This window comes from Sphingomonas sp. (genome assembly GCF_035910975.1).
Lineage (GTDB): Bacteria > Pseudomonadota > Alphaproteobacteria > Sphingomonadales > Sphingomonadaceae > Sphingomonas.
Genome location: NZ_JAMHWM010000029.1, coordinates 252287 through 270185, shown reverse-complemented (window position 1 = coordinate 270185; position 17899 = coordinate 252287). Strand labels below are relative to the sequence as shown.

At 67.8% G+C, this 17899-nt stretch carries 18 protein-coding genes; 7 read left to right on the top strand and 11 right to left on the bottom strand.

The window, feature by feature from the left end; genetic code table 11:
* Positions 1–46 precede the first annotated feature (46 nt).
* Positions 47–703: an alpha/beta hydrolase gene (locus tag VYI76_RS07645; protein ID WP_326524173.1), complete on the top strand. Its 657-nt coding sequence runs from the start codon at positions 47–49 to the stop codon at positions 701–703.
* 118 nt (positions 704–821) lie between these two features.
* Here VYI76_RS07645 and VYI76_RS07640 read toward each other — a convergent pair whose 3' ends face one another.
* Both VYI76_RS07640 and VYI76_RS07635 read right to left on the bottom strand, forming a co-directional pair.
* Positions 822–1307: a hypothetical protein gene (locus tag VYI76_RS07640; protein ID WP_326524172.1), complete on the bottom strand. Its 486-nt coding sequence runs from the start codon at positions 1305–1307 to the stop codon at positions 822–824.
* 3 nt (positions 1308–1310) lie between these two features.
* Positions 1311–1472: a hypothetical protein gene (locus tag VYI76_RS07635; protein WP_326525115.1), complete on the bottom strand. Its 162-nt coding sequence runs from the start codon at positions 1470–1472 to the stop codon at positions 1311–1313.
* Between the two features lie 172 nt (positions 1473–1644).
* Between VYI76_RS07635 and VYI76_RS07630 the strand changes: the two genes are divergently transcribed.
* Entirely contained in the window at positions 1645–2088 is a 444-nt protein-coding gene (locus VYI76_RS07630; RefSeq protein WP_326524171.1) for a hypothetical protein, read from the top strand.
* Positions 2085–2900 (top strand): ferredoxin--NADP reductase, encoded by an 816-nt coding sequence (locus tag VYI76_RS07625; protein WP_326524170.1) that lies wholly within the window; start codon positions 2085–2087, stop codon positions 2898–2900. The genes VYI76_RS07630 and VYI76_RS07625 overlap by 4 nt, the downstream gene beginning before the upstream one ends.
* 63 nt (positions 2901–2963) lie before the next feature.
* Here the strand turns inward: VYI76_RS07625 and VYI76_RS07620 are convergent, their stop codons facing one another.
* Entirely contained in the window at positions 2964–3932 is a 969-nt protein-coding gene (locus VYI76_RS07620) for a threonine ammonia-lyase (RefSeq protein ID WP_326524169.1), read from the bottom strand.
* A gap of 137 nt (positions 3933–4069) precedes the next feature.
* Here VYI76_RS07620 and VYI76_RS07615 point away from each other — a divergent pair, with 137 nt between their 5' ends.
* The 4 genes from VYI76_RS07615 to VYI76_RS07600 all read left to right on the top strand — a co-directional run bounded on the left by VYI76_RS07615 (position 4070) and on the right by VYI76_RS07600 (position 7298).
* Positions 4070–5338, top strand: coding sequence for a type III PLP-dependent enzyme (locus VYI76_RS07615; protein ID WP_443018916.1), 1269 nt, complete (start codon positions 4070–4072; stop codon positions 5336–5338).
* A 105-nt stretch (positions 5339–5443) separates the two neighbouring features.
* Complete coding sequence (locus VYI76_RS07610) at positions 5444–6523, top strand: 1,9-bis(guanidino)-5-aza-nonane synthase (RefSeq protein ID WP_326524167.1); 1080 nt, start codon at positions 5444–5446, stop codon at positions 6521–6523.
* 165 nt (positions 6524–6688) lie between these two features.
* Positions 6689–7126 carry an MAPEG family protein gene (locus VYI76_RS07605; RefSeq protein ID WP_326525056.1) on the top strand — a complete coding sequence of 146 codons (438 nt, stop codon included), beginning with the start codon at positions 6689–6691 and terminating at the stop codon, positions 7124–7126.
* Positions 7113–7298: a hypothetical protein gene (locus VYI76_RS07600; protein ID WP_326524166.1), complete on the top strand. Its 186-nt coding sequence runs from the start codon at positions 7113–7115 to the stop codon at positions 7296–7298. Before VYI76_RS07605 ends, VYI76_RS07600 begins: the two co-directional genes overlap by 14 nt.
* Positions 7299–7405: 107 nt before the next feature.
* On the opposite strand, the gene VYI76_RS07595 is transcribed toward VYI76_RS07600, so the two are convergent.
* Genes VYI76_RS07595 through VYI76_RS07560 form a run of 8 tightly spaced genes read right to left on the bottom strand, consistent with a single transcriptional unit; the run spans position 7406 to position 17894 of the window.
* A complete protein-coding gene (locus VYI76_RS07595) occupies positions 7406–9286 on the bottom strand; it encodes an XrtA/PEP-CTERM system amidotransferase (protein ID WP_326524165.1) in 1881 nt (626 codons plus the stop codon).
* Positions 9287–9290: 4 nt separating this feature from the next.
* Positions 9291–10826 carry an exosortase A gene (gene xrtA, locus VYI76_RS07590; RefSeq protein ID WP_326524164.1) on the bottom strand — a complete coding sequence of 512 codons (1536 nt, stop codon included), beginning with the start codon at positions 10824–10826 and terminating at the stop codon, positions 9291–9293.
* Complete coding sequence (locus tag VYI76_RS07585; RefSeq protein WP_326524163.1) at positions 10823–12043, bottom strand: TIGR03087 family PEP-CTERM/XrtA system glycosyltransferase; 1221 nt, start codon at positions 12041–12043, stop codon at positions 10823–10825. Before VYI76_RS07585 ends, xrtA begins: the two co-directional genes overlap by 4 nt.
* The gene (locus VYI76_RS07580) at positions 12043–13107 is read right to left on the bottom strand and encodes a FemAB family XrtA/PEP-CTERM system-associated protein (RefSeq protein ID WP_326524162.1); all 1065 of its coding nucleotides are present in this window, start codon (positions 13105–13107) and stop codon (positions 12043–12045) included. The genes VYI76_RS07585 and VYI76_RS07580 overlap by 1 nt, the downstream gene beginning before the upstream one ends.
* A complete protein-coding gene (locus VYI76_RS07575; protein WP_326524161.1) occupies positions 13104–13946 on the bottom strand; it encodes an XrtA system polysaccharide deacetylase in 843 nt (280 codons plus the stop codon). Before VYI76_RS07575 ends, VYI76_RS07580 begins: the two co-directional genes overlap by 4 nt.
* Before the next feature lie 5 nt (positions 13947–13951).
* On the bottom strand, positions 13952–15322 hold the full coding sequence (locus tag VYI76_RS07570) for an ExeA family protein (protein ID WP_326524160.1): 1371 nt from the start codon (positions 15320–15322) through the stop codon (positions 13952–13954).
* Positions 15323–15342: 20 nt separating this feature from the next.
* Complete coding sequence (locus VYI76_RS07565) at positions 15343–16986, bottom strand: hypothetical protein (RefSeq protein WP_326524159.1); 1644 nt, start codon at positions 16984–16986, stop codon at positions 15343–15345.
* Positions 16983–17894 carry an AAA family ATPase gene (locus VYI76_RS07560; RefSeq protein ID WP_326524158.1) on the bottom strand — a complete coding sequence of 304 codons (912 nt, stop codon included), beginning with the start codon at positions 17892–17894 and terminating at the stop codon, positions 16983–16985. The genes VYI76_RS07565 and VYI76_RS07560 overlap by 4 nt, the downstream gene beginning before the upstream one ends.
* Positions 17895–17899: the final 5 nt, after the last annotated feature.

The following is a 17899-nucleotide window of genomic DNA, read 5'->3' as shown; positions in this document are numbered from 1 at the left end:
CCATGCCATGCCAACGCGCCAATCGCTTTTCAGGTGCAGAACGTCCATGCCAGAAGTCATCTTCCCCGGTCCCGAAGGTCGCCTGGAGGGGCGTTTCGCCCCCGCGCCCAAGCCGCGCGCGCCGGTTGCGATGATCCTGCATCCGCACCCGCAATCGGGCGGGACGATGAACAACCGGATGGTGCAGGAACTGTACAAGACGTTCCAGCGCCGCGGCTTCGCGACACTGCGCTTCAACTTTCGCGGCGTCGGCAAGAGCCAGGGGACGTTCGACAACGGCGTCGGCGAACTCAGCGACGCGGCGAGCGCGCTCGACTGGGTGCAGAGCTTTCACCCCGAGGCATCGACGACGTGGATCGCGGGCGTGAGCTTCGGCGCGTGGATCGGCATGCAGCTGCTGATGCGCCGGCCAGAAATCCGCGGCTTCATCTCGGTCGCGCCGCCGGCCAACATGTACGACTTCACCTTCCTGGCGCCGTGCCCGTCATCGGGCATCATCATCCAGGGCGAGGCGGACGAGGTGGTGACGCCGATCGCCGTGCAAAAGCTGGTCGACAAGCTTCGCACGCAGAAGCACATCACCATCCACCACGACACCATCCCGCACGCGAACCATTTCTTCGAACACGAAATGCCGCAGCTGATGGGCAGCGTGGACAAGTATCTGGATATGCGGCTCGATCCCAATTCGCCGATACGGTGAATTGGGAGCCCGCAGCGGATTGGCGGAACGTCAATCCGCGTCTCGGCGGCGAGCCCGGCCGGCGGCGCTGCAAGCGCCGTCCGACGACAGCGGCTTTGCCGCTGTCGGGTGGCACAACCTAACGACCGCCTACCCAAGTCCTGATAATTTGTACGCCGGCGATCACGGTCGCCATGGTGTGCACGACCAAGCAAAGAAGCAGGTAGCCAACCGCCAAAATCACGGCATCAGCTTCCTTCATGTCCTCGATCCGCACGCTTGAGGACTGCATAAAAAGTAACATGGCGAGCCGGTGAACGAGGATGGCCGCAGGTATGAATATCAGATGTGGAAGCAACCTTGCTCGATATCTGTAAACCACAAACCAGGTGAGAATGGATAGAATAATCGGCGAGAATGTGCCGATTAGCCAATACATCAACCATGGCCAGCCCGAGGCCATTTCAGGCTGATCGAAAAGATAAGTGAGAATGTTGTTTACCGACGGTTTGCCGACGATCGTGAAACTCAAGATGCCAGCGCCATAGGCGATGAAGCAGAGCCACCTGAAGACGCAAGCAAAACGATCAGACTTGCTGCCCGTCATGCGAACATGCGCGCTCATCGCCTAAAGCGTCCAGATCAGCACATTGCCCAGAATCACCAGCGCGCAGGCGAGCATCAGCGCGCCCTTCTTCCGATCGCGCTGCTTCACGATCAGATATATGCCGCCCCACGTGAGCGCGAAGACGGCGAGCATGGCGATCGTCGGGGCGAGGGTCTGCATCATGTGATGCTAGGCGCGAATGCCCTCGAAGAAAATCACCGACGTTGGGAAGCCCCCCTCATTCCCGCGAAGGCCGGTTGAGGCGATCCGGCACTTTGCCCTTCACCCTATAATTGCGATTGACTTGCAATAGCACACAAGGCATCGGTCGCGCCCTGACGAAAGGTGCCCGCGCATGTACGCCTATCTCGACCGCCCGGTGACGTCGCTCGATCGTGGCGCTGCGTTCCTGCTATGGGCGATCCGCACCTGCACGACGGCGATCATCGGACGGCGATGCCTGGGCATTGCGCTAGGCCCCGGATTCGGAAGCCATGGCGCCGAGGGCGCGCTGCCGTCATTTGCCGTGGCGATGGCGGTGTTGGTGCGCGAGGCGAACCGCACGATCGAGATCATGCCCGCACGCTGCTGCCGCGTCGGCGAGGACGAGGCAATCCTGCTGTCATTGCTCGGCGCGACCGACGACGGTGCCGACGCCCGCGTCCGCGCGGTGGTGGAAATGCTGGTCGATGACGATGGCGCGCGCGTCGCCGCGTTTCGCGCCGCGCGGACGCTGGCGATCGAACTGCTGGCCGCGGGGCTGGCGCCCGCAACTTTCGAAGGAACCCACCGACCATGAGCGACCGGATTGCCGCGATGACCCAGCTTGCTCCGTCCGCCGCGCTGACCGTCGAGAAGGTGACGAGCGTGCGCCACTGGAACGAGCATCTGTTCAGCTTCAAGATCACGCGCCCGGCCAGCTTCCGCTTTCGATCGGGCGAGTTCGTGATGATCGGCCTGGCGGGCGAGAACCGGCCGCTGCTGCGCGCCTATTCCATCGCGTCGCCGGCGTGGAGCGACGAACTGGAATTCCTGTCGATCAAGGTGCCCGACGGTCCGCTGACCTCTCGATTGCAGCAGATCGCGCCGGGCGACGACCTGTTCCTGGGGCGCAAGCCCACGGGCACGCTGGTGAGCGACGCGCTGAAGCCCGGCCGCCGGCTGTTCCTGCTGGCGACCGGAACCGGCCTGGCCCCGTTCCTGAGCATCGCGCGCGATCCCGACATCTACGAGATGTTCAGCCAGATCGTGCTGGTCCATTCGGTGCGGCGGATCAGCGACCTGGCGTTCCGCGACGAGCTTGAGGCGCAACTGGCCGGCGATCCGCTGGTGCAGGATCAGGCGCTGTTGCAGTTCAGCTATGTCCCCACGGTGACGCGCGAGCCATTTCCCACCGGCAAGCGGATCGGCGCCCTGATCGAGGACGGATCGCTGTTCGGCCCCGCCGTGGCAGGCCCAGCGCGATTCGACCCCGACATCGACCGGGTGATGCTGTGCGGCAGCATGGCGATGATCCGCGATACCGCGGCGATGCTGGAGGCGCTGGGCTTTGCCGAGGGGTCGAACGCGGCGCCGGGCGACTATGTGATCGAACGCGCTTTCGTCGGATAACGGTCCCCTCCTGCCGCCGGCCTGCCGATCCGGGGCCGGCGGACTTTTTTTCGGAGTGCGCCGTCAATCCTGTCCGGCCAGCACCGCCGCATAGGCATCAGGATCGGCGTTACCGCCCGATACCAGCACCAGCATATTGTCCTGCGGCTCGATCTTGCCCGCGAGCAGCGCGGCGATGGCGACGGCGCCGCCGGGTTCGACGACCAGCCGCAGCTTCGCCGCCGCCCAGCGTTGCGCGGCGCGGATCTCCGCCTCCGTCACGGCGACGCCGGTCGCGCCGCGGCGCGAGAGGACGTCGAAGGTGAGCGGCGACACGCGCTTCGTCTGGAGCGCGTCGCACGCCGTCGGCGGCGCGTCGTCGGGCACCTCCTCGATCCAGCCGGCCTCCAGGCTGCGACGCATGTCGTCCCAGCCTTCGGGCTCGACCACCGTCAGCATCGCCTCGGGCAGCGCGAGCGCGAGCCCGGACGCGAGGCCGCCGCCACCGCACGGCGTGACGACATGTTCGACCGGGCCCCAGCCTATCTCGTCGAACTGGTCCTCCGCCTCGATCCCCGCGCTCCCCTGCCCCTCGATCACCCAGGCGTCGTCGAAGCTGGGGACGAGCACCGCGCCGCGCGCGTGGGCGAGGTGCGCGGCGATCTTCTCGCGGCTGTCGGTGAAGCGATTGCAGCCGACGATCTCCGCGCCCAGCGCCAGCGTCGAATCGCGTTTTACCTTAGGCGCGTCGTCGGGCATCACGATGACGGCGGGCATGCCCAGTTCGCGGGCGGCCCAGGCGACGCCCTGCGCATGGTTGCCGGACGAGAATGCGACGACGCCCTTGGCCCGTGCCGATTCGTCCAGCGCGGTCAGCCGGTGCCACGCGCCCCTGATCTTGAACGCGCCGATCGGCTGGAGCGACTCGGCCTTGAAGGCGAGTTCGACCCCACCGATTTCCGCGCGCAGCAGCGGCGTCGGGGGCAGCAGATCGGCCATCTTGGCCGCGGCATCGCGCACGCCGGCGCGGGTGGGTTGTCGCACGATCGTCACACCTCATCCCTGCCGCAATTTCACGGCCAACGAAACTCTTTACATGGGTGGCGCGTGATCCTATTTGCCCGCCTCCGCTGCCCCATGGGACTTCCACCGCAAGGCAGTGAATTTCGTAACTGAAAGTCCGGGGCTCGATGCCCTGGCATTGGAGGTCCCTTGAATTGCACAACGAAAATCGCGCGCTGGGGCTAGCTGCCCCGACCACAGTTCGTAACGCCGTGGAGATCGCCAAGGGCAAGCCGGTGCAGCCGGTCACGCTCGTTCGCCCGCACGCCGCCGCGCGCGCCGCCCGGTTCTTCGCGGAGAAGTTTCCGGGCCGCTCGATGTATGCGGTGAAGGCGAATCCGAGCCCCGATCTGATCCAGGTGCTGTGGGACAGCGGCATCACCCATTACGACGTCGCGTCGCTGGGCGAGGTACGGCTGGTCGCGCGGACGCTTCCGCAAGCCACGCTGTGCTTCATGCACCCGGTGAAGGCCGAGGAAGCGATCGCCCAGGCATATTTCGAGCATGGCGTGCGCGTCTTCTCGCTCGATTCGATGGAAGAGCTGGACAAGATCGTCCGCGCGACATCGTGGGACGGGGTGCCGGCGGCCGACCTGACGCTGTGCGTGCGCATCCGCGTCTCGTCCGACCTGTCGAAGCTCAGCCTCGCATCGAAGTTCGGCGTGATGCCGCATGAGGCCAAGGCGCTGCTGTTCGCCGCGCGCCAGGCGGCCGACGCGCTGGGCATCTGCTTCCATGTCGGCAGCCAGGCGATGTCGCCGGACGCCTATGCCCAGGCGATGGAGCGCGTGCGCGCCGCGATCGTCGAGGCGGCGGTGACGGTCGACGTGATCGACGTCGGCGGCGGCTTTCCGAGCATCTATCCCGGCATGGAGCCGGTCGCGCTGGAGCGGTATTTCGAGACGATCCACCGTGCGTTCGAATCGCTGCCGATCAGCTATTCGGCGGAGCTGTGGGCTGAGCCGGGCCGTGCGCTGTGCGCCGAGTACAGCTCGATCATAGTCCGCGTCGAGAAGCGCCGCGGCGACGAGCTGTTCATCAATGACGGCGCCTATGGTGCGCTGTTCGACGCCGCGCACATCGGCTGGCGCTTCCCCGTCCGCCTGCTGCGCGAGCCGGACAGCGACGCGCGCGACATGCCGTTCAGCTTCTACGGCCCGACGTGCGACGATCTCGACCACATGACCGGCCCGTTCCTGCTGCCTGCCGACGTACAGGCCGGCGATTATATCGAGGTCGGCATGCTCGGCGCCTATGGCTCGGCGATGCGCACCGCGTTCAACGGCTTCGGATCGGACGAGACGGTGATCGTCGACGACGAACCGATGGCATCGCTGTACGTCGAGGACGAAACGTCGACGGACCTTGGGGTCGCGTCGAACGTCGTCACGCTGTAACGAACCAATATCACATCAACGTCGCCCCGGCGGAAGCCGGGGCCTCAAGCCGCATGAGACCCCAGCTTCCGCTGGGGTGACGGCTGTTTTGCTTGAGGATTTGAAATGACCGATACCCTGACCAAGACCGCCGCGGCCAACGCCCCGATCAACGACACCCGCAAGGCCGAGCTGCTCAGCAAGCAGGTGAAGCACATCGACATCACCAGCTTTGACGCGCGCCCGATCGTCGATGCGATGGCCGACATGAGCTTCACCAGCCGCGATCTCGGCCGCGCGACCAAGATCTACAACGAGATGCTGGCCGACAAGGACTGCACCGTGTGCCTGGTGATCGCCGGATCGACCAGCGCGGGCGGGTGCATGGACCTCTATGCCGAGCTGGTGCGCAACAACATGGTCGACGTCATCGTCGCCACCGGCGCGACCATCGTCGACATGGATTTCTTCGAAGGGCTTGGCCATAAGCATTATCAGGCGCTGGAAATCCCGGACGACGATACGCTGCGTTCGCTCTACATCGACCGCATCTACGACACCTATATCGACGAGGAAGCGCTCCAGAACGTCGATCACACGATCTTCGAGATCGCCGAGACGCTGGAGGCCAAGCCCTACAGCAGCCGCGCGTTCATCCGCGAGATGGGCAAATATCTGGTCGAGCACGGCAAGAAGGACAACAGCCTGGTCAAGCTCGCCTACGAGCATGACGTGCCGATCTTCTGCCCGGCGTTCGTCGATTCCTCGGCCGGCTTTGGGCTGGTCAAGCATCAGGTCGATCGCGCCAAGGCGGGCCAGCCGTACATGGTGCTCGACGCCATCGCCGATTTCCGCGAGCTGACCGAGATCAAGATCCAGGCCGGCACCACCGGCCTGCTGATGATCGGCGGCGGCGTGCCCAAGAACTTCATCCAGGACACCGTCGTCTGCGCCGAAATCCTGGGCCACGAGGACGTCGAGGTGCACAAATACGCGGTGCAGATCACCGTCGCCGACGTGCGCGACGGCGCATGCTCTTCGTCGACCCTTCAGGAAGCGGCGAGCTGGGGCAAGGTCAACACCGGCATCGAACAGATGGTGTTCGCGGAAGCCGGGTCGGTGATGCCGCTGCTGGCAAGCGATGCCTATCATCGCGGGCACTGGAAGGATCGGGCGAAGCGCGGCTGGGCGAAACTTTTCGCATAAGCCCTGCCCTCACCCTTCCCACCGCCTGACGGCGGCGGGCCCCTTCCCTCTCCCAATGGGAGAGGGAGGGAGGTGCGAAGCGCCGGAAGGGTGAGGCCAGCCCGCGTTGCCTATGAAGCTGAAATGATGCAGCCTCCCCAGACATTCTCGGGGGAGGCTTTTCTTATGGGGCAGGACATTCTGAAGCCCGTCGTCGTGCTGGCGGCATGGTCGATGGTCATGTGGCTGTGGATGGTCGCGGTGCGGATGCCGGCGATGAAGGCCGCGGGTATCGACCTGTCGAAGGTGCGCGGCAGCAAGCCGGGGCAGCTCGACAGTATCCTGCCGCCGGAAAAGCAGTGGCCGGCGCATAATTACAACCACCTGATGGAACAGCCGACGGTGTTCTACGCGGTCGCGATTGTGATCGCGCTGACCGCCACCGGCAACGGCATGAACGCGTGGCTGGCGTGGGGCTATGTCGGCCTGCGCATCCTGCACAGCATCGTCCAGGCGACCAACAACCGGATCAGCGTGCGCTTCGTGCTGTTCGGTCTGTCGAGCCTGTGCCTGATCGCGCTGACGCTCCACGCGGCGATGGCGGTGTTCCATGGCCAAGGGTGAAGGCTTCGAGCGGCACAAGCAGCCGTGGAAGCCCGATGAGGTGCAGAAGCTGCACACACTGGCGAAGAAGGGCATGGCGCTGAAGGCGATCGCCAAGGCGCTGACCCGCAGCGAGGAATCGGTGAAGGACCGGGCGAAGGCCGACGGGCTGTCGATCGCGAAATTGCGGTAGCCGCATCGCCCTCACCCTTCCCACCGCCTGCGGCGGCGGGCCCCTTCCCTCTCCCGGCGGGAGAGGGAGGGAGGCGCGAAGCGCCGGAAGGGTGAGGGTGGTCGAAGTCAGCCGAACAAGCGCCGCACGCTGCGATCGAGCATCACTAGCTGCCAGAGCGTGCGGCCATGCTCCGAGCGGCCGGCGCGGTGATCGTCGGCGAGTCGATCGAGCGACGCGCGATCGAACCAGTTCGCCAGCACCGGCGATTTCGACAGCGCCGCCGCCTCCCCCGCCAGTTCGCGACGGAGCCACGCGCTGACCGGCGTCACGAACCCCATCTTGGGACGATAGAGGATGTCCTTGGGCAGCCAGGGTTCGAGCGCCTTCTTCATCAGCCACTTGCCCTGCCCGCCTCTGATGCGCAGCGACGCCGGCAGCGTCGCGGCGAATTCGAGCAGGCGGTGGTCGAGCAAAGGCTCCCGCGCCTCCAGGCTGACGGCCATGCTGGTGCGGTCGACCTTGGTCAGGATGTCGCCGGGCAACCAGTGGTGGATATCGGCATATTGCGCGGCATCGAGCCCGTCGCGCGCGGGGGCGGCACGCATCGTCGCGATCATCGCATCCTCGCCGCGATGGCCCGCCAGGTTGCGCCGGAAGCCGTCCGCGTAGAGCGCGTCGCGCGTCGCGGGCGTGGTGACGCCGACCGCGCGTGCATAGGCGGTTGCACCGTCGTCGGCGAGCGCGAGCAGCGTCGTCTTGGCGCGGAGCGGACGCGGCGCCCAGTCAGCCTTGGGGTAGAGGTTGCCGAGCGTGCCGAACAGCCGCGTGCGAAGGTTCGGCGGGAACAGGCCGCGCACGCGCTCCTCCGCTGCGTGGAATTTGTAGCGGCGGTATCCCGCGAACGCCTCGTCCGCGCCGTCGCCCGACAGCGCGACCGTCACCGTCTCGCGCGCGAGTTCGCAGACGCGGTAGGTGGCGAGCGCGGAGGCATCGGCGAACGGCTCGTCGAACGCGGCGACCAGCGTGTCGATCAGCGAATAATCATCCGCCGCGACGGTGCGCGTGCGATGTTCGGTGGCGAAGCGTTCGGCGATCTGGCGGGCATAGGCGCTTTCGTCATGCCCGGCCTCGTCGAAGCCGATCGAGCAGGTCTTGACCGCCCTGGAACTAGCCTCCGCCATAAGCGCGACCACGGCGGAGCTGTCGACCCCGCCCGACAGGAAGGCACCGAGCGGCACGTCGGACACCATCCGGCTGCGCACCGCGACGCGCAGATGCTCGACCAGCTCGGCCTGCAGGTCCTTCGCCGATCCTTTCGCGCGGGTCGAAAAATCGATGTCCCACCAGCGTTGCGGCTGCGGCACCGGCTTGCCCCGTTCCAGGTGGAGCAGGCTCCCCGCGGGCAGTTTCCGCACGCCCGCGACGATGCAGGCGTGATCGGGGACGTAGCCGAGCGCCATGAAATCCTCGACCGCGCGGACGTCGACCTCGCGGCGCAGCAGCGGATGGGCGAGCAGGCCCTTGAGTTCGGACGCGAAGGCGAGGCCGCCGTCGCTCAGTTCGACATAATGGAGTGGCTTCACACCCAGCCGGTCGCGCACCAGCGTCAGCGTTGCGGCATCGGCATCGTGGATCGCGAAGGCGAACATGCCGACCAGGCGGTCGAGCAGCCCCGTCCCCCACGCCCGCCAGCCGTGGAGCAATACCTCCGTATCGCCCGATGTGACGAAGCGCGCGCCCGCCGCTTCCAGCTCGGCGCGGAGTTCGGCGAAATTATAGACTTCGCCGTTGTAGGTGATGGTCAGCGCGCCGGCCTGCATCGGCTGCGGCGATCCGGCGACATCGATGATCGACAGGCGGCGATGACCGAGGCCTACCCCCTGCCCGGTCCACACCCCCGCCCCGTCCGGCCCGCGATGCGCCTGAACGTCCGTCATCGCGACGATGCGCGCCGGATCAACCGGCTTGGGGGTGCCGGGGTAGAAGATCCCCGCGATCCCGCACATGGGCTCAGCGCCCCGTCAGGACTGTGTCGGCGATAGTTCCGGGCTGGCCGGCGGCGGCGAGGAAGCCGGCGATGGCGACACGCGGATCGGCCCCGTCGCCGCGCACGGCCGAGACATGCAGCGCCACCGCCGCCTGGCGCCCGCCCGTCAGCTTCGCCTTCAGCGTTTCCACCTTCACCTGTCCCTCGCTCGCGGTCGTCGTCCCGCCGATACGATACCAAGTCGCGACGAGGCGTTCCACCGGTCCCGGAGCGGTAATCCGCTCCACCCGGCCGCCCGCGATGCCCGGTTCGCCCGAAACGCGGACCCAGCGATCATTCTCGCGCAGAGCACCCTGGCCGAAGGCGACGAGCTCGTGATTCTCGCGCTGGCCGGCGTAGACGGCGATCCCGACATCGACGGTCGCGCCGCGCCCGTCGGTGTAGCGCCCGAACAGCCTGTGATCGGCGGTCGGATAATTCGGCGACCACGCCGCCGGCCCGCCCTCAACCACGACGCGGCTCCAGCCGGGCACCGCCGGCAGGTGCAATTGCGCCGGCACGGCGTCGGCACGCGCCGCGACGACCGCGCCGAGCGCAAAGGCCGCGGTGGCGAGCGCCAGCAGCGCGCCCGCGAGCGTCCAGCCGTCGCTGCTGCGGTACGGCGTCGCCGCGATCCGGCCTGTATCGACCCATGCCGCATCGGGATCACGATCGAACCAGCGCCAGCCGATCGCCAGCACCGCCGCCATCACCAGTCCGAAGAACACCCAGCCGTAGAGGATATGGTCAAAGCCTGTCGCGGCCTCCACCGACGTCAGATGCGCGGCATACATGGTGGCGAACGCGCGGACGCCGTTAGCCAGCACCGGCACGACCAGCGCCATCACAAAGAACGCCGCGCGACGCCTCCACGACACGTAGCAGACGTTGGCGACCAGCGTCGCATAGGCGATCATCGCGATGACGAACTTGGCGCCCGAACACGCCTCCGCCACCTCGAAATAGCCCGACGGTGTGGTGATGAGCACGCCGTCCACGCTCGCCGGCACGCCGAACAGATGGAGCAGCGGCACCGCCATGTCGCGGGTGACGATCTGAAGCGGCGCGTCGAGGAATTCGCCGAACGGCACGAGGAAGGCGAGATAGGCGAGCGGAAACAGCATCGCGCGCGTCACCTGCGGGCCGAGCAGCGCGACGGCCGCGCCCTGCAGCATCATCACCAGTCCGAGGTGCCGCGCAACCGCGACGCCCGCGACCTGGCCGAGGAACCAGCCCCCGGCCCCAGCCACCGCAAGCAGCAGGCCGGGCGCCCAGCCGGCGGGCGTCAGCCGGGCAACCTCGACGCGGCGTTGCCATATCAGCCAGACGACGACAGGCAGCACGAACAGGCAATGCCCGAAGGTCGTCGAATTCCAGTAGATGAAGGCAAGATCCCCGACGTCGCGGTGAAAGATCGCGAGCAGCGCGAGCCAGGCGGCGGCGAGCCGGGCGAGCGGCATGCGCCAGGCGGAGTCGATACGGGGCACCGCGAAGTCGGCTTGCGGAAAGGCGATGGTCATGCAGCCTCCTCCACGCGAGGCGCGTCGATGCGAGCAGCGTCAGGGGTCAGCCCCAACAGCGCATCGAGCGGCGCCAGCCGCGCGTCCCAGCCGTAGCGAGCCTGCACCCGCGCGCGCGCCGCACGGCCGAGCGCGTCGCCGGCGGCGGCATCGGCGATCAGCGCGCAGACCTCGGCCGCGAAGCCGTCCGCGCCCTCGCCGACGCGGAGCGTGCCGGCGTGATCGATTCCTTCGGCGGCGGCGGGCGAGGCGACGACCGGGCGCGCCATCGCCATCGCTTCCAGCACCTTGTTCTGGATGCCCCGCGCGATGCGCAGCGGCGCCACCGCCACGGCGGCGGCGGCAAGCCAGCCGCGCACGTCGGCGACCTCACCCGTGACGATGACGTGCTCGCTCTCCAGCGCGCGCACCTCGGCGGTCGGTGCGCGGCCGACGATCGCGAAGGTCGCAGCCGAGTGCCGCGCGCGGACGAGCGGCAGGATATCGTGCGCGAACCAGCGCGCGGCGGCGACGTTGGGCGCGTAATCCATCTGGCCGGTGAAGACGATCAGTGGCGCGGGCGCGTCGACGGGCGCGAAGGCGGCGGCGGGGTCGAACTTCACCGTGTCGATGCCGTTTTCGATCACCCGGATGTCGCCGGTGCCGCCGATGCTGCGGAACAGATCAGCCTCGCTGGCGCTGACGAACAGGCTGGCATCGACGGTCTGCGCGATACGGCGGTCGAAGCGACCGAGCAGGCGCTCCTCGCGGGCGTAGAGCCAGTTCTGGGGAAACCGCGCCTCACGCGCATATTCGCCGAACTTGACCGAATCGACGTCGCAGAAATCCATCACGCTGCGCGGCGGCAGATCGCGCGGCAGATACATCGCCATCGCGCTGGAAAACACGTGGATCGCATCGATCGGATGCTGCGCCAGAACCCGCCGCACGGCATCCGCGAGGCGGGGATCGGTGAAGGCGGCTTCGGACACCGAACGACCGCTCAGCAGCGCCTCGATCGCGGCGCGCGCCTTCGATTTCGTACGCGGGACGATGTGGTGGCTGGCGCAAAGCGTCGCGAGTTCAGGCGCATCCAGATCGCGCGGATCATCCGAGAAGGCGACGAGGTGAACGCGCGCGCGCCGCGCCAGATAGCGCAGCATGTTATAGGCGCGGATCTTGTCCCCGCGATCGGGCGGAAACGGAACGCGGTGGGCGAGGAACAGGATGTCGGGCATCAGCCGAGCCCGCGCGCGATGTGCGGGCCGATCAGATTGGCGAGCGGCAGCGGCAGACGCTTCCACAGCGCGATCTTGCGCGCATATTTCGGGTCGAGCGGATTCACGGCGCGCGGTGCGGCACCGTCGGCGGTGCGGATGTGATAGGCGAGCGGGCGCCCCTCGAACCCCCAGTTGCGCTTGAACGCGGCGGCGCCGGTCCCGGCCTTCGACCGGCCGAAATCGAAATGCGTGCAGCCCCGCGCGCGGGCGTGGTTCATCAACGCGAAGTACATCGCGTCGTTGGCGCGCAGCGCGCGGGCATCGTCGGTCCCGCCGCCCCAATAGGGATAGACCGTGCCGCGCCAGTAGAGGCTGAGCACGCTGGCGACCGCGCGGCCCCGATGGCGGACGGTGAGGATGTCGGCGGCATCGCCGAATGCGTCGAGCACGGCGGCGAACAGCGTTTTCGGAAACACCGGCGTGCCGAGGTTACGCACCGATTCCGCATAAACCGAATAGTGGGCGGCGCGATCCCCACCGACCGCGATGTCCAGCCCCCTGTCGAACGATTTGCGGACTTCGGCGCGCTGCTTGCGCGGGATGGCGAGAAGCTGCGCGTCATCGTCGGCGGCGAGCGGGACGACGAAGCCGAGATAACTGTCCGTATCGGTATGGAAACGCGCATCGGGCGCCGCTCCGCCGCGCAGTTCGAGCGACGAGGCCCCCTGCTCGCCCGCATAATCCCATGCGGCACTGGCCAGTGCCTGCGCGGTCGCCGCCTCGCCCGCAAGGACGCCGCCGTCTACCGCAAAGCCGGCGGAGACCAGCGCGGTGCCGAACAGCGGGGAGCGCACCAGCAGCAGCGGCAGCACCCCGGCGAGCGCGCCGTCGGCCGTCTCCGCGATCAGGTAGCGCGGTATCTGGCGGCACCCCTTCGCCACCGCGACCGTCCATTCGACGAGGTGGAAAGGCGAACCGCCAGGCTGCGCCTCCACCCAGGCGGCGATGCGAGCGCGTTCCTGCGCGTCGTTCAGGTCGATCGCGCGGACCGCGACCGGGCGGGCGAGCAACGGCATCGTCATGCCAGCGCCTCCGCCTGTTCGGCGACGACACGATCGACGCGGCCCCATTGGTGGCGGCGGACGAGCTTGCGCAGCTTCCCCGCCATCGCGCCCAGCCGGCTGTAATGGCGCAGACGCGACTTGAAGGGAGCGTCGGCGACGCGCGGCTGGCCGGGATCGACCTCCCACGGGTGGAAGTAGAAGATCGCCGGGCGACGCTCCGTCGCATTGGCATGGCGGATCGCGCGGTCGGTGAAATGCTGCGGCAACAGGCGAAAGAAGCCTCCGCCCGCCGTGACGGTCTTGCCCAGAACCGGCATCGTCGTGACAGGCAGTTCGATCAGGTCGCTGCCGGGGACGGGGCGGTAGGCGGATCGGGGCGCGTCGGCCCAGCCATAGTGATCGTGGCGGATCGGCGCGACACTCGACGAATAGGCATAGCCTGCCTCGGCCAGCACCGGGTGCGCCCACGGCGTGCGCGTGTCGATCGAGAAGCTGGGTGCGCGATAGCCGGTGACGGCGACGCCGGCGGCATCCTCCAGCACGGCGCGGGCGCGGGCCAGGTCGTCGCGGAACGCGTCCGGCGTGAAGGTGAAGACGCGCGCATGATCCCAGCCATGGCTGGCGATCTCATGCCCCGCATCGACGATGCGGCGGATCAGCGCGCCGTTGCGCGCGGCGACCCAGCCGAGGGTGAAGAAGGTTGCCCTGGCGCCGGTTTCCGCGAACAGATCCAGCACCGCGGCGGTATTATCCGCGACGCGGCTTTCCAGCGAATCCCAGTCGGCGCGCGCGATCGTGTTCTCGAACGCGCCGACCTGAAACCATTCCTCGACATCGACAGACAGGGCGTTGAGCATGACGCTTATCCTACGCGGTCGCGCAGCTCCGCCAAGTCGGGGCGCTGCCCCCCGCCTTCGACCCAGTCGACCAGCAGGGTCAGCACGCGGCGCAGCGCGACGTCCTGATCCTCCAGCCGTGCCTCGATAGCGGCGAGCCGGCGAGCGATTTCAAGGTCAGCCACCGGTGCTGGCTCCGGCTCCGGCGCGGGCTGCTCGACAGCGGCTTGCGCTTCGGTTTCCGCGGCCTCGGCTTGCGGCGCATCATCGGACTGCGCGGGCCTCAGCCGCCGGAACGCGGAGAACAGCGAGCTTCGCGCCTCGGCGACCGGGGCGAGCTGCGGCTGGACCGAGACGGTGACGGGTTCGGCTTCGGTTTCGGCCGACTCGTCGATCGACACCGGCGGCTCGAGCAGGATCGGGCGGGCGGCATCCTCGACCGCCTCCGGCGCGGGATCGGGGCTGAACGGCCATTCCATCACAGCCGACTGTTCGGCATGCTCGACCTCGATCGCGATAGGGCGCGCCGCCGCCACGTCGTCCAGGTCGAACTCGGGCTCGACCGGCGGCATCGCGTTGCCGACCATGCCATCGGCCGACATGTCATCGGCGACCGCAGCGACATCGGCCGCGGCGAAACTGTCGATATCCTCGATCGCGCCGTGCAGCAGCACGCGGCTGACCAGCTGGTTCACGCGGCGCGGGATACCGCCCGACCACGCATAGATCGCCGCCAGCGCATCGGTGCGGAAACGCGGGCGTCCGTCCCAGCCGACCACGCGCAGGCGGTGGACGATGTAAGGTTCGAGTTCCTCGGGCTCCATCGGGCCCAGGTGGTGCATCGCGATGACGCGCTGACGCAGCTGCTCCAGGCTGGCGTGGGCCAGGTGATCGCGGAACTCGGGCTGGCCGAGCAGGACGATCTGCAACAGCGCATGGCCGCCCGACTGGAAGTTGGAGAGCATCCGCAGCTCTTCGAGGCTGTCGGTCGGCAGTGCCTGCGCCTCGTCGACGATCAGGAGTGTACGGCGGCCGGTGCGCGCGACGGCGTGCAGCCCGCGTTCGATCGCGGCCAGCATCTGCGCCTTGGGAAGGCCGGCGGCATCGACCGACAGGCCGGCGCAGACGGTGCGCAGCAGATCCTCCGCGGCGATCTGGGTCGAGACCAGCCGGATGACGTTGAGCCGCGCGGCATCGATCGTGTCGACCAGATGGCCGACCAGCGTCGTCTTGCCCGCGCCGACATCGCCGGAGATGACGATGAACCCCTCACCCTGGCTGAGGCCATAGCCGAGATAGGCCATCGCCTTGCGGTGCGTGGCGGTGTCGAACCAGAAGCGCGGATCGGGCGTCAGCTGGAAGGGACGGCCGCTCAATCCGTAATGTTCGTCGTACATCAGTTCGTCTTTCCCGCGGATCAGAAGGAATAGCGCATGCCGAGCAGCGCCTGACCGGACACGTCCTTGCCGAACTGTTCCTGGTCGTAGGCGAAGACACCGACCGAGGCGATCGCGCCCAGCCGCCCGAAGCTGTAGGAATAGCTGGCGTTGCCGCCGCCGCCGAACACGGTCGGGGCGTTGGGCAGACCAGGATTGAACCAGTTGAGATAGGCGTTGGCGGCGATCGCCGAACGCACGCTCAACTCGCGGCCAAGGGTGAACTGGCCGAAATAGATATCGTCGCTGATGTTCGCCAGGATGCTGTTCGGCCCGGCGTTGGGCACCAGGAACTTGCGGTTGGCGTAGCCGAGGCCGACGCCGATCGTGTACGGCCCCATGCCGGTCGACAGCACACCGGTGATCCCGCGCGAACGAAAGCTCGCCGTGGTCAGCGCACCGAGCAGCGGCGTCAGGCAGTCGCCCGCCGCGTTGATGGCGGTGCCGCCGTTGCCGGTGATCCCGTCGCCATCGCCCGCGCCGAACACGCATCCGCCGAACTGGTTGCCGAACGGATCGATCGGGTTCTGGAAGGCGGTGGGGAGCGTCGCCAGCGTGTCGGAAAGCCCGCGGCCGAAGCTGTCGACGCTGTCGAACACGCCGATGTTCAGCCCCGTGCGGTGCGATGCCTGATAGGCGATCGAACCGGTGTAGCTCATCGTGTCATAGCGCCGGCCGACCCGGCCCTGAACGGTCGTGCGCACGCTGGGGCGCCAGATGACGCCCGCGTCCCAGAACAGCCCGTCCGTCTCATAGGCGAGGCGGCGCGGCGAGGCGGGGTCGGTCACGAACCGGCCGCCGCCCGTCGTCACCGGAACGCCTGTGGCATCGACCAGCGGATCGCGGAGCGAAATCTCGATGTTCTCGTAACCAATGCCGCCGACCAGCGCGACCTGGCCGGTCACCGGCATCACCACGTCGGCGCGCAGATATTTTCCGTCATAACGCTGATCGAGCTGGCTGACGTCCTCGCGTTCCCACGCGCCGGAGAAGGTGAAGCCGAACGGCGCATAGGTGCCCGCCCGCGCGCCAACCGACGCCGTCGCCATGTGGTTGGTCGAGCTGTCGTAGCTGTCGAGCCGCGGCTGGCCGGCGCCGAGGGGTGCGACGATGCCGGGTTCCTCGACCTTGACGTAGCCGAAACGATAGGCCGCGTTGACCGTCGTTTCGTCCAGATGGGCCGCGAAGGTCGGGCCGGCATAGGCGCCGAAGATCTGGCTGACGTTGGAAGCATTGCCGGCGAGACCGCCGGGCGCAGGACCGCGGATATCGTCGCGCGCGCGGGCGGCGAGCGCCCCGCCCTCGATGTTCAGACCCGGCCCGAGCCGTACCGCCGCGCGGGCGAGGCCGGAATGAACCGAACCGTCGGTAACGGGCTTGTCCCAGTCGATGCGGTGGTCGTAGCGATAGTTGAGCTGCACCTCGACGCGGCTGGTCTGCAACGACATGTCGATGCCGGCGGACACGTTGGTGTAGGTGAGCACGTCGGACGGGCCGTCGAGATCGGCGGTCAGCACCTGACCGACCTCGATATAGGGCGTGATTTCCCGCGTGCGGTTCTGGGCCGCCGCGGGCACCGCGAGCAGCGCGGCACCGGCGACGCCGGCGATCAGGGCGAACTTCATTGTCCCTTGGCCTCCTGGCCATAATAGCCGAAGCGGCGACCGCCCGGCTGAAAAGCGACTGCGTTGAGCAGCAACTGCACCTGATCGCAGCCGTCGAGCAGCGCGACCGCGTCGCGCAGATCGCCCTCGCTGGTCTCGTCGGCGCGAACGACCAGCATGACCTGTCCGACATGGCCCGACAGGACCGCGGCGGGCGATGCGGCGAGCGCGGGCGGCGAATCGAAGACGACGATGCGATCGGGATTGGCGCGCGCGAGGTTGGCCAGCACCTCGGCCGCGCGGCGGCTGCCGAGCAGTTCGGTGTCGCCGTGCGACAGCGTGCCGGTCGAAAGCAGGGCGAGTTGCGGCACGTCGGTATCGACGATCAGGCCTTCGACATCGACCGACGGATCGGCGATGGCATCGAGCAGGCCCGGCCGACCGGGATCGACGCCGAGTACCTGAAGCACGTCGGGCTTGGCCAGATCGGCATCGACCAGCAGGATCTCGACGTCCTTCTCGGCCGCCAGCGACAGCGCGAGGTTGATCGCGCAGAAGGTCTTGCCGTCGTCCGGTTTCGCCGAACAGACGAGGATCGACCGCGCCTTGTCATCGTCGGTCAGATTGCGGGCGGTCGCGATCAGCGCACGCTTTACCAGGCGGAATTCCTCAGCGAGCGCGGTGATGGCCGCGCCGGGTACGATCATCCCGCGATCGGCAAGGCGCGCGCGATCGATCGCGACGACCGGACGCGGCGCCCGCGCCTCGCGAACGGGCACATGCAGATCGAGCACGGGGCGCGGCGCGGCTGCCGGGAACGGCGACGGGTTGCCCGGCGCCGGCACGAAGCCGCGCGGCGCCAGATCCCAGCGGGCCGAGGCGCGCTCGACCAGGCTACCGGTCATCCTGCGGGGAGTTGCGTCGTTCATCTGTC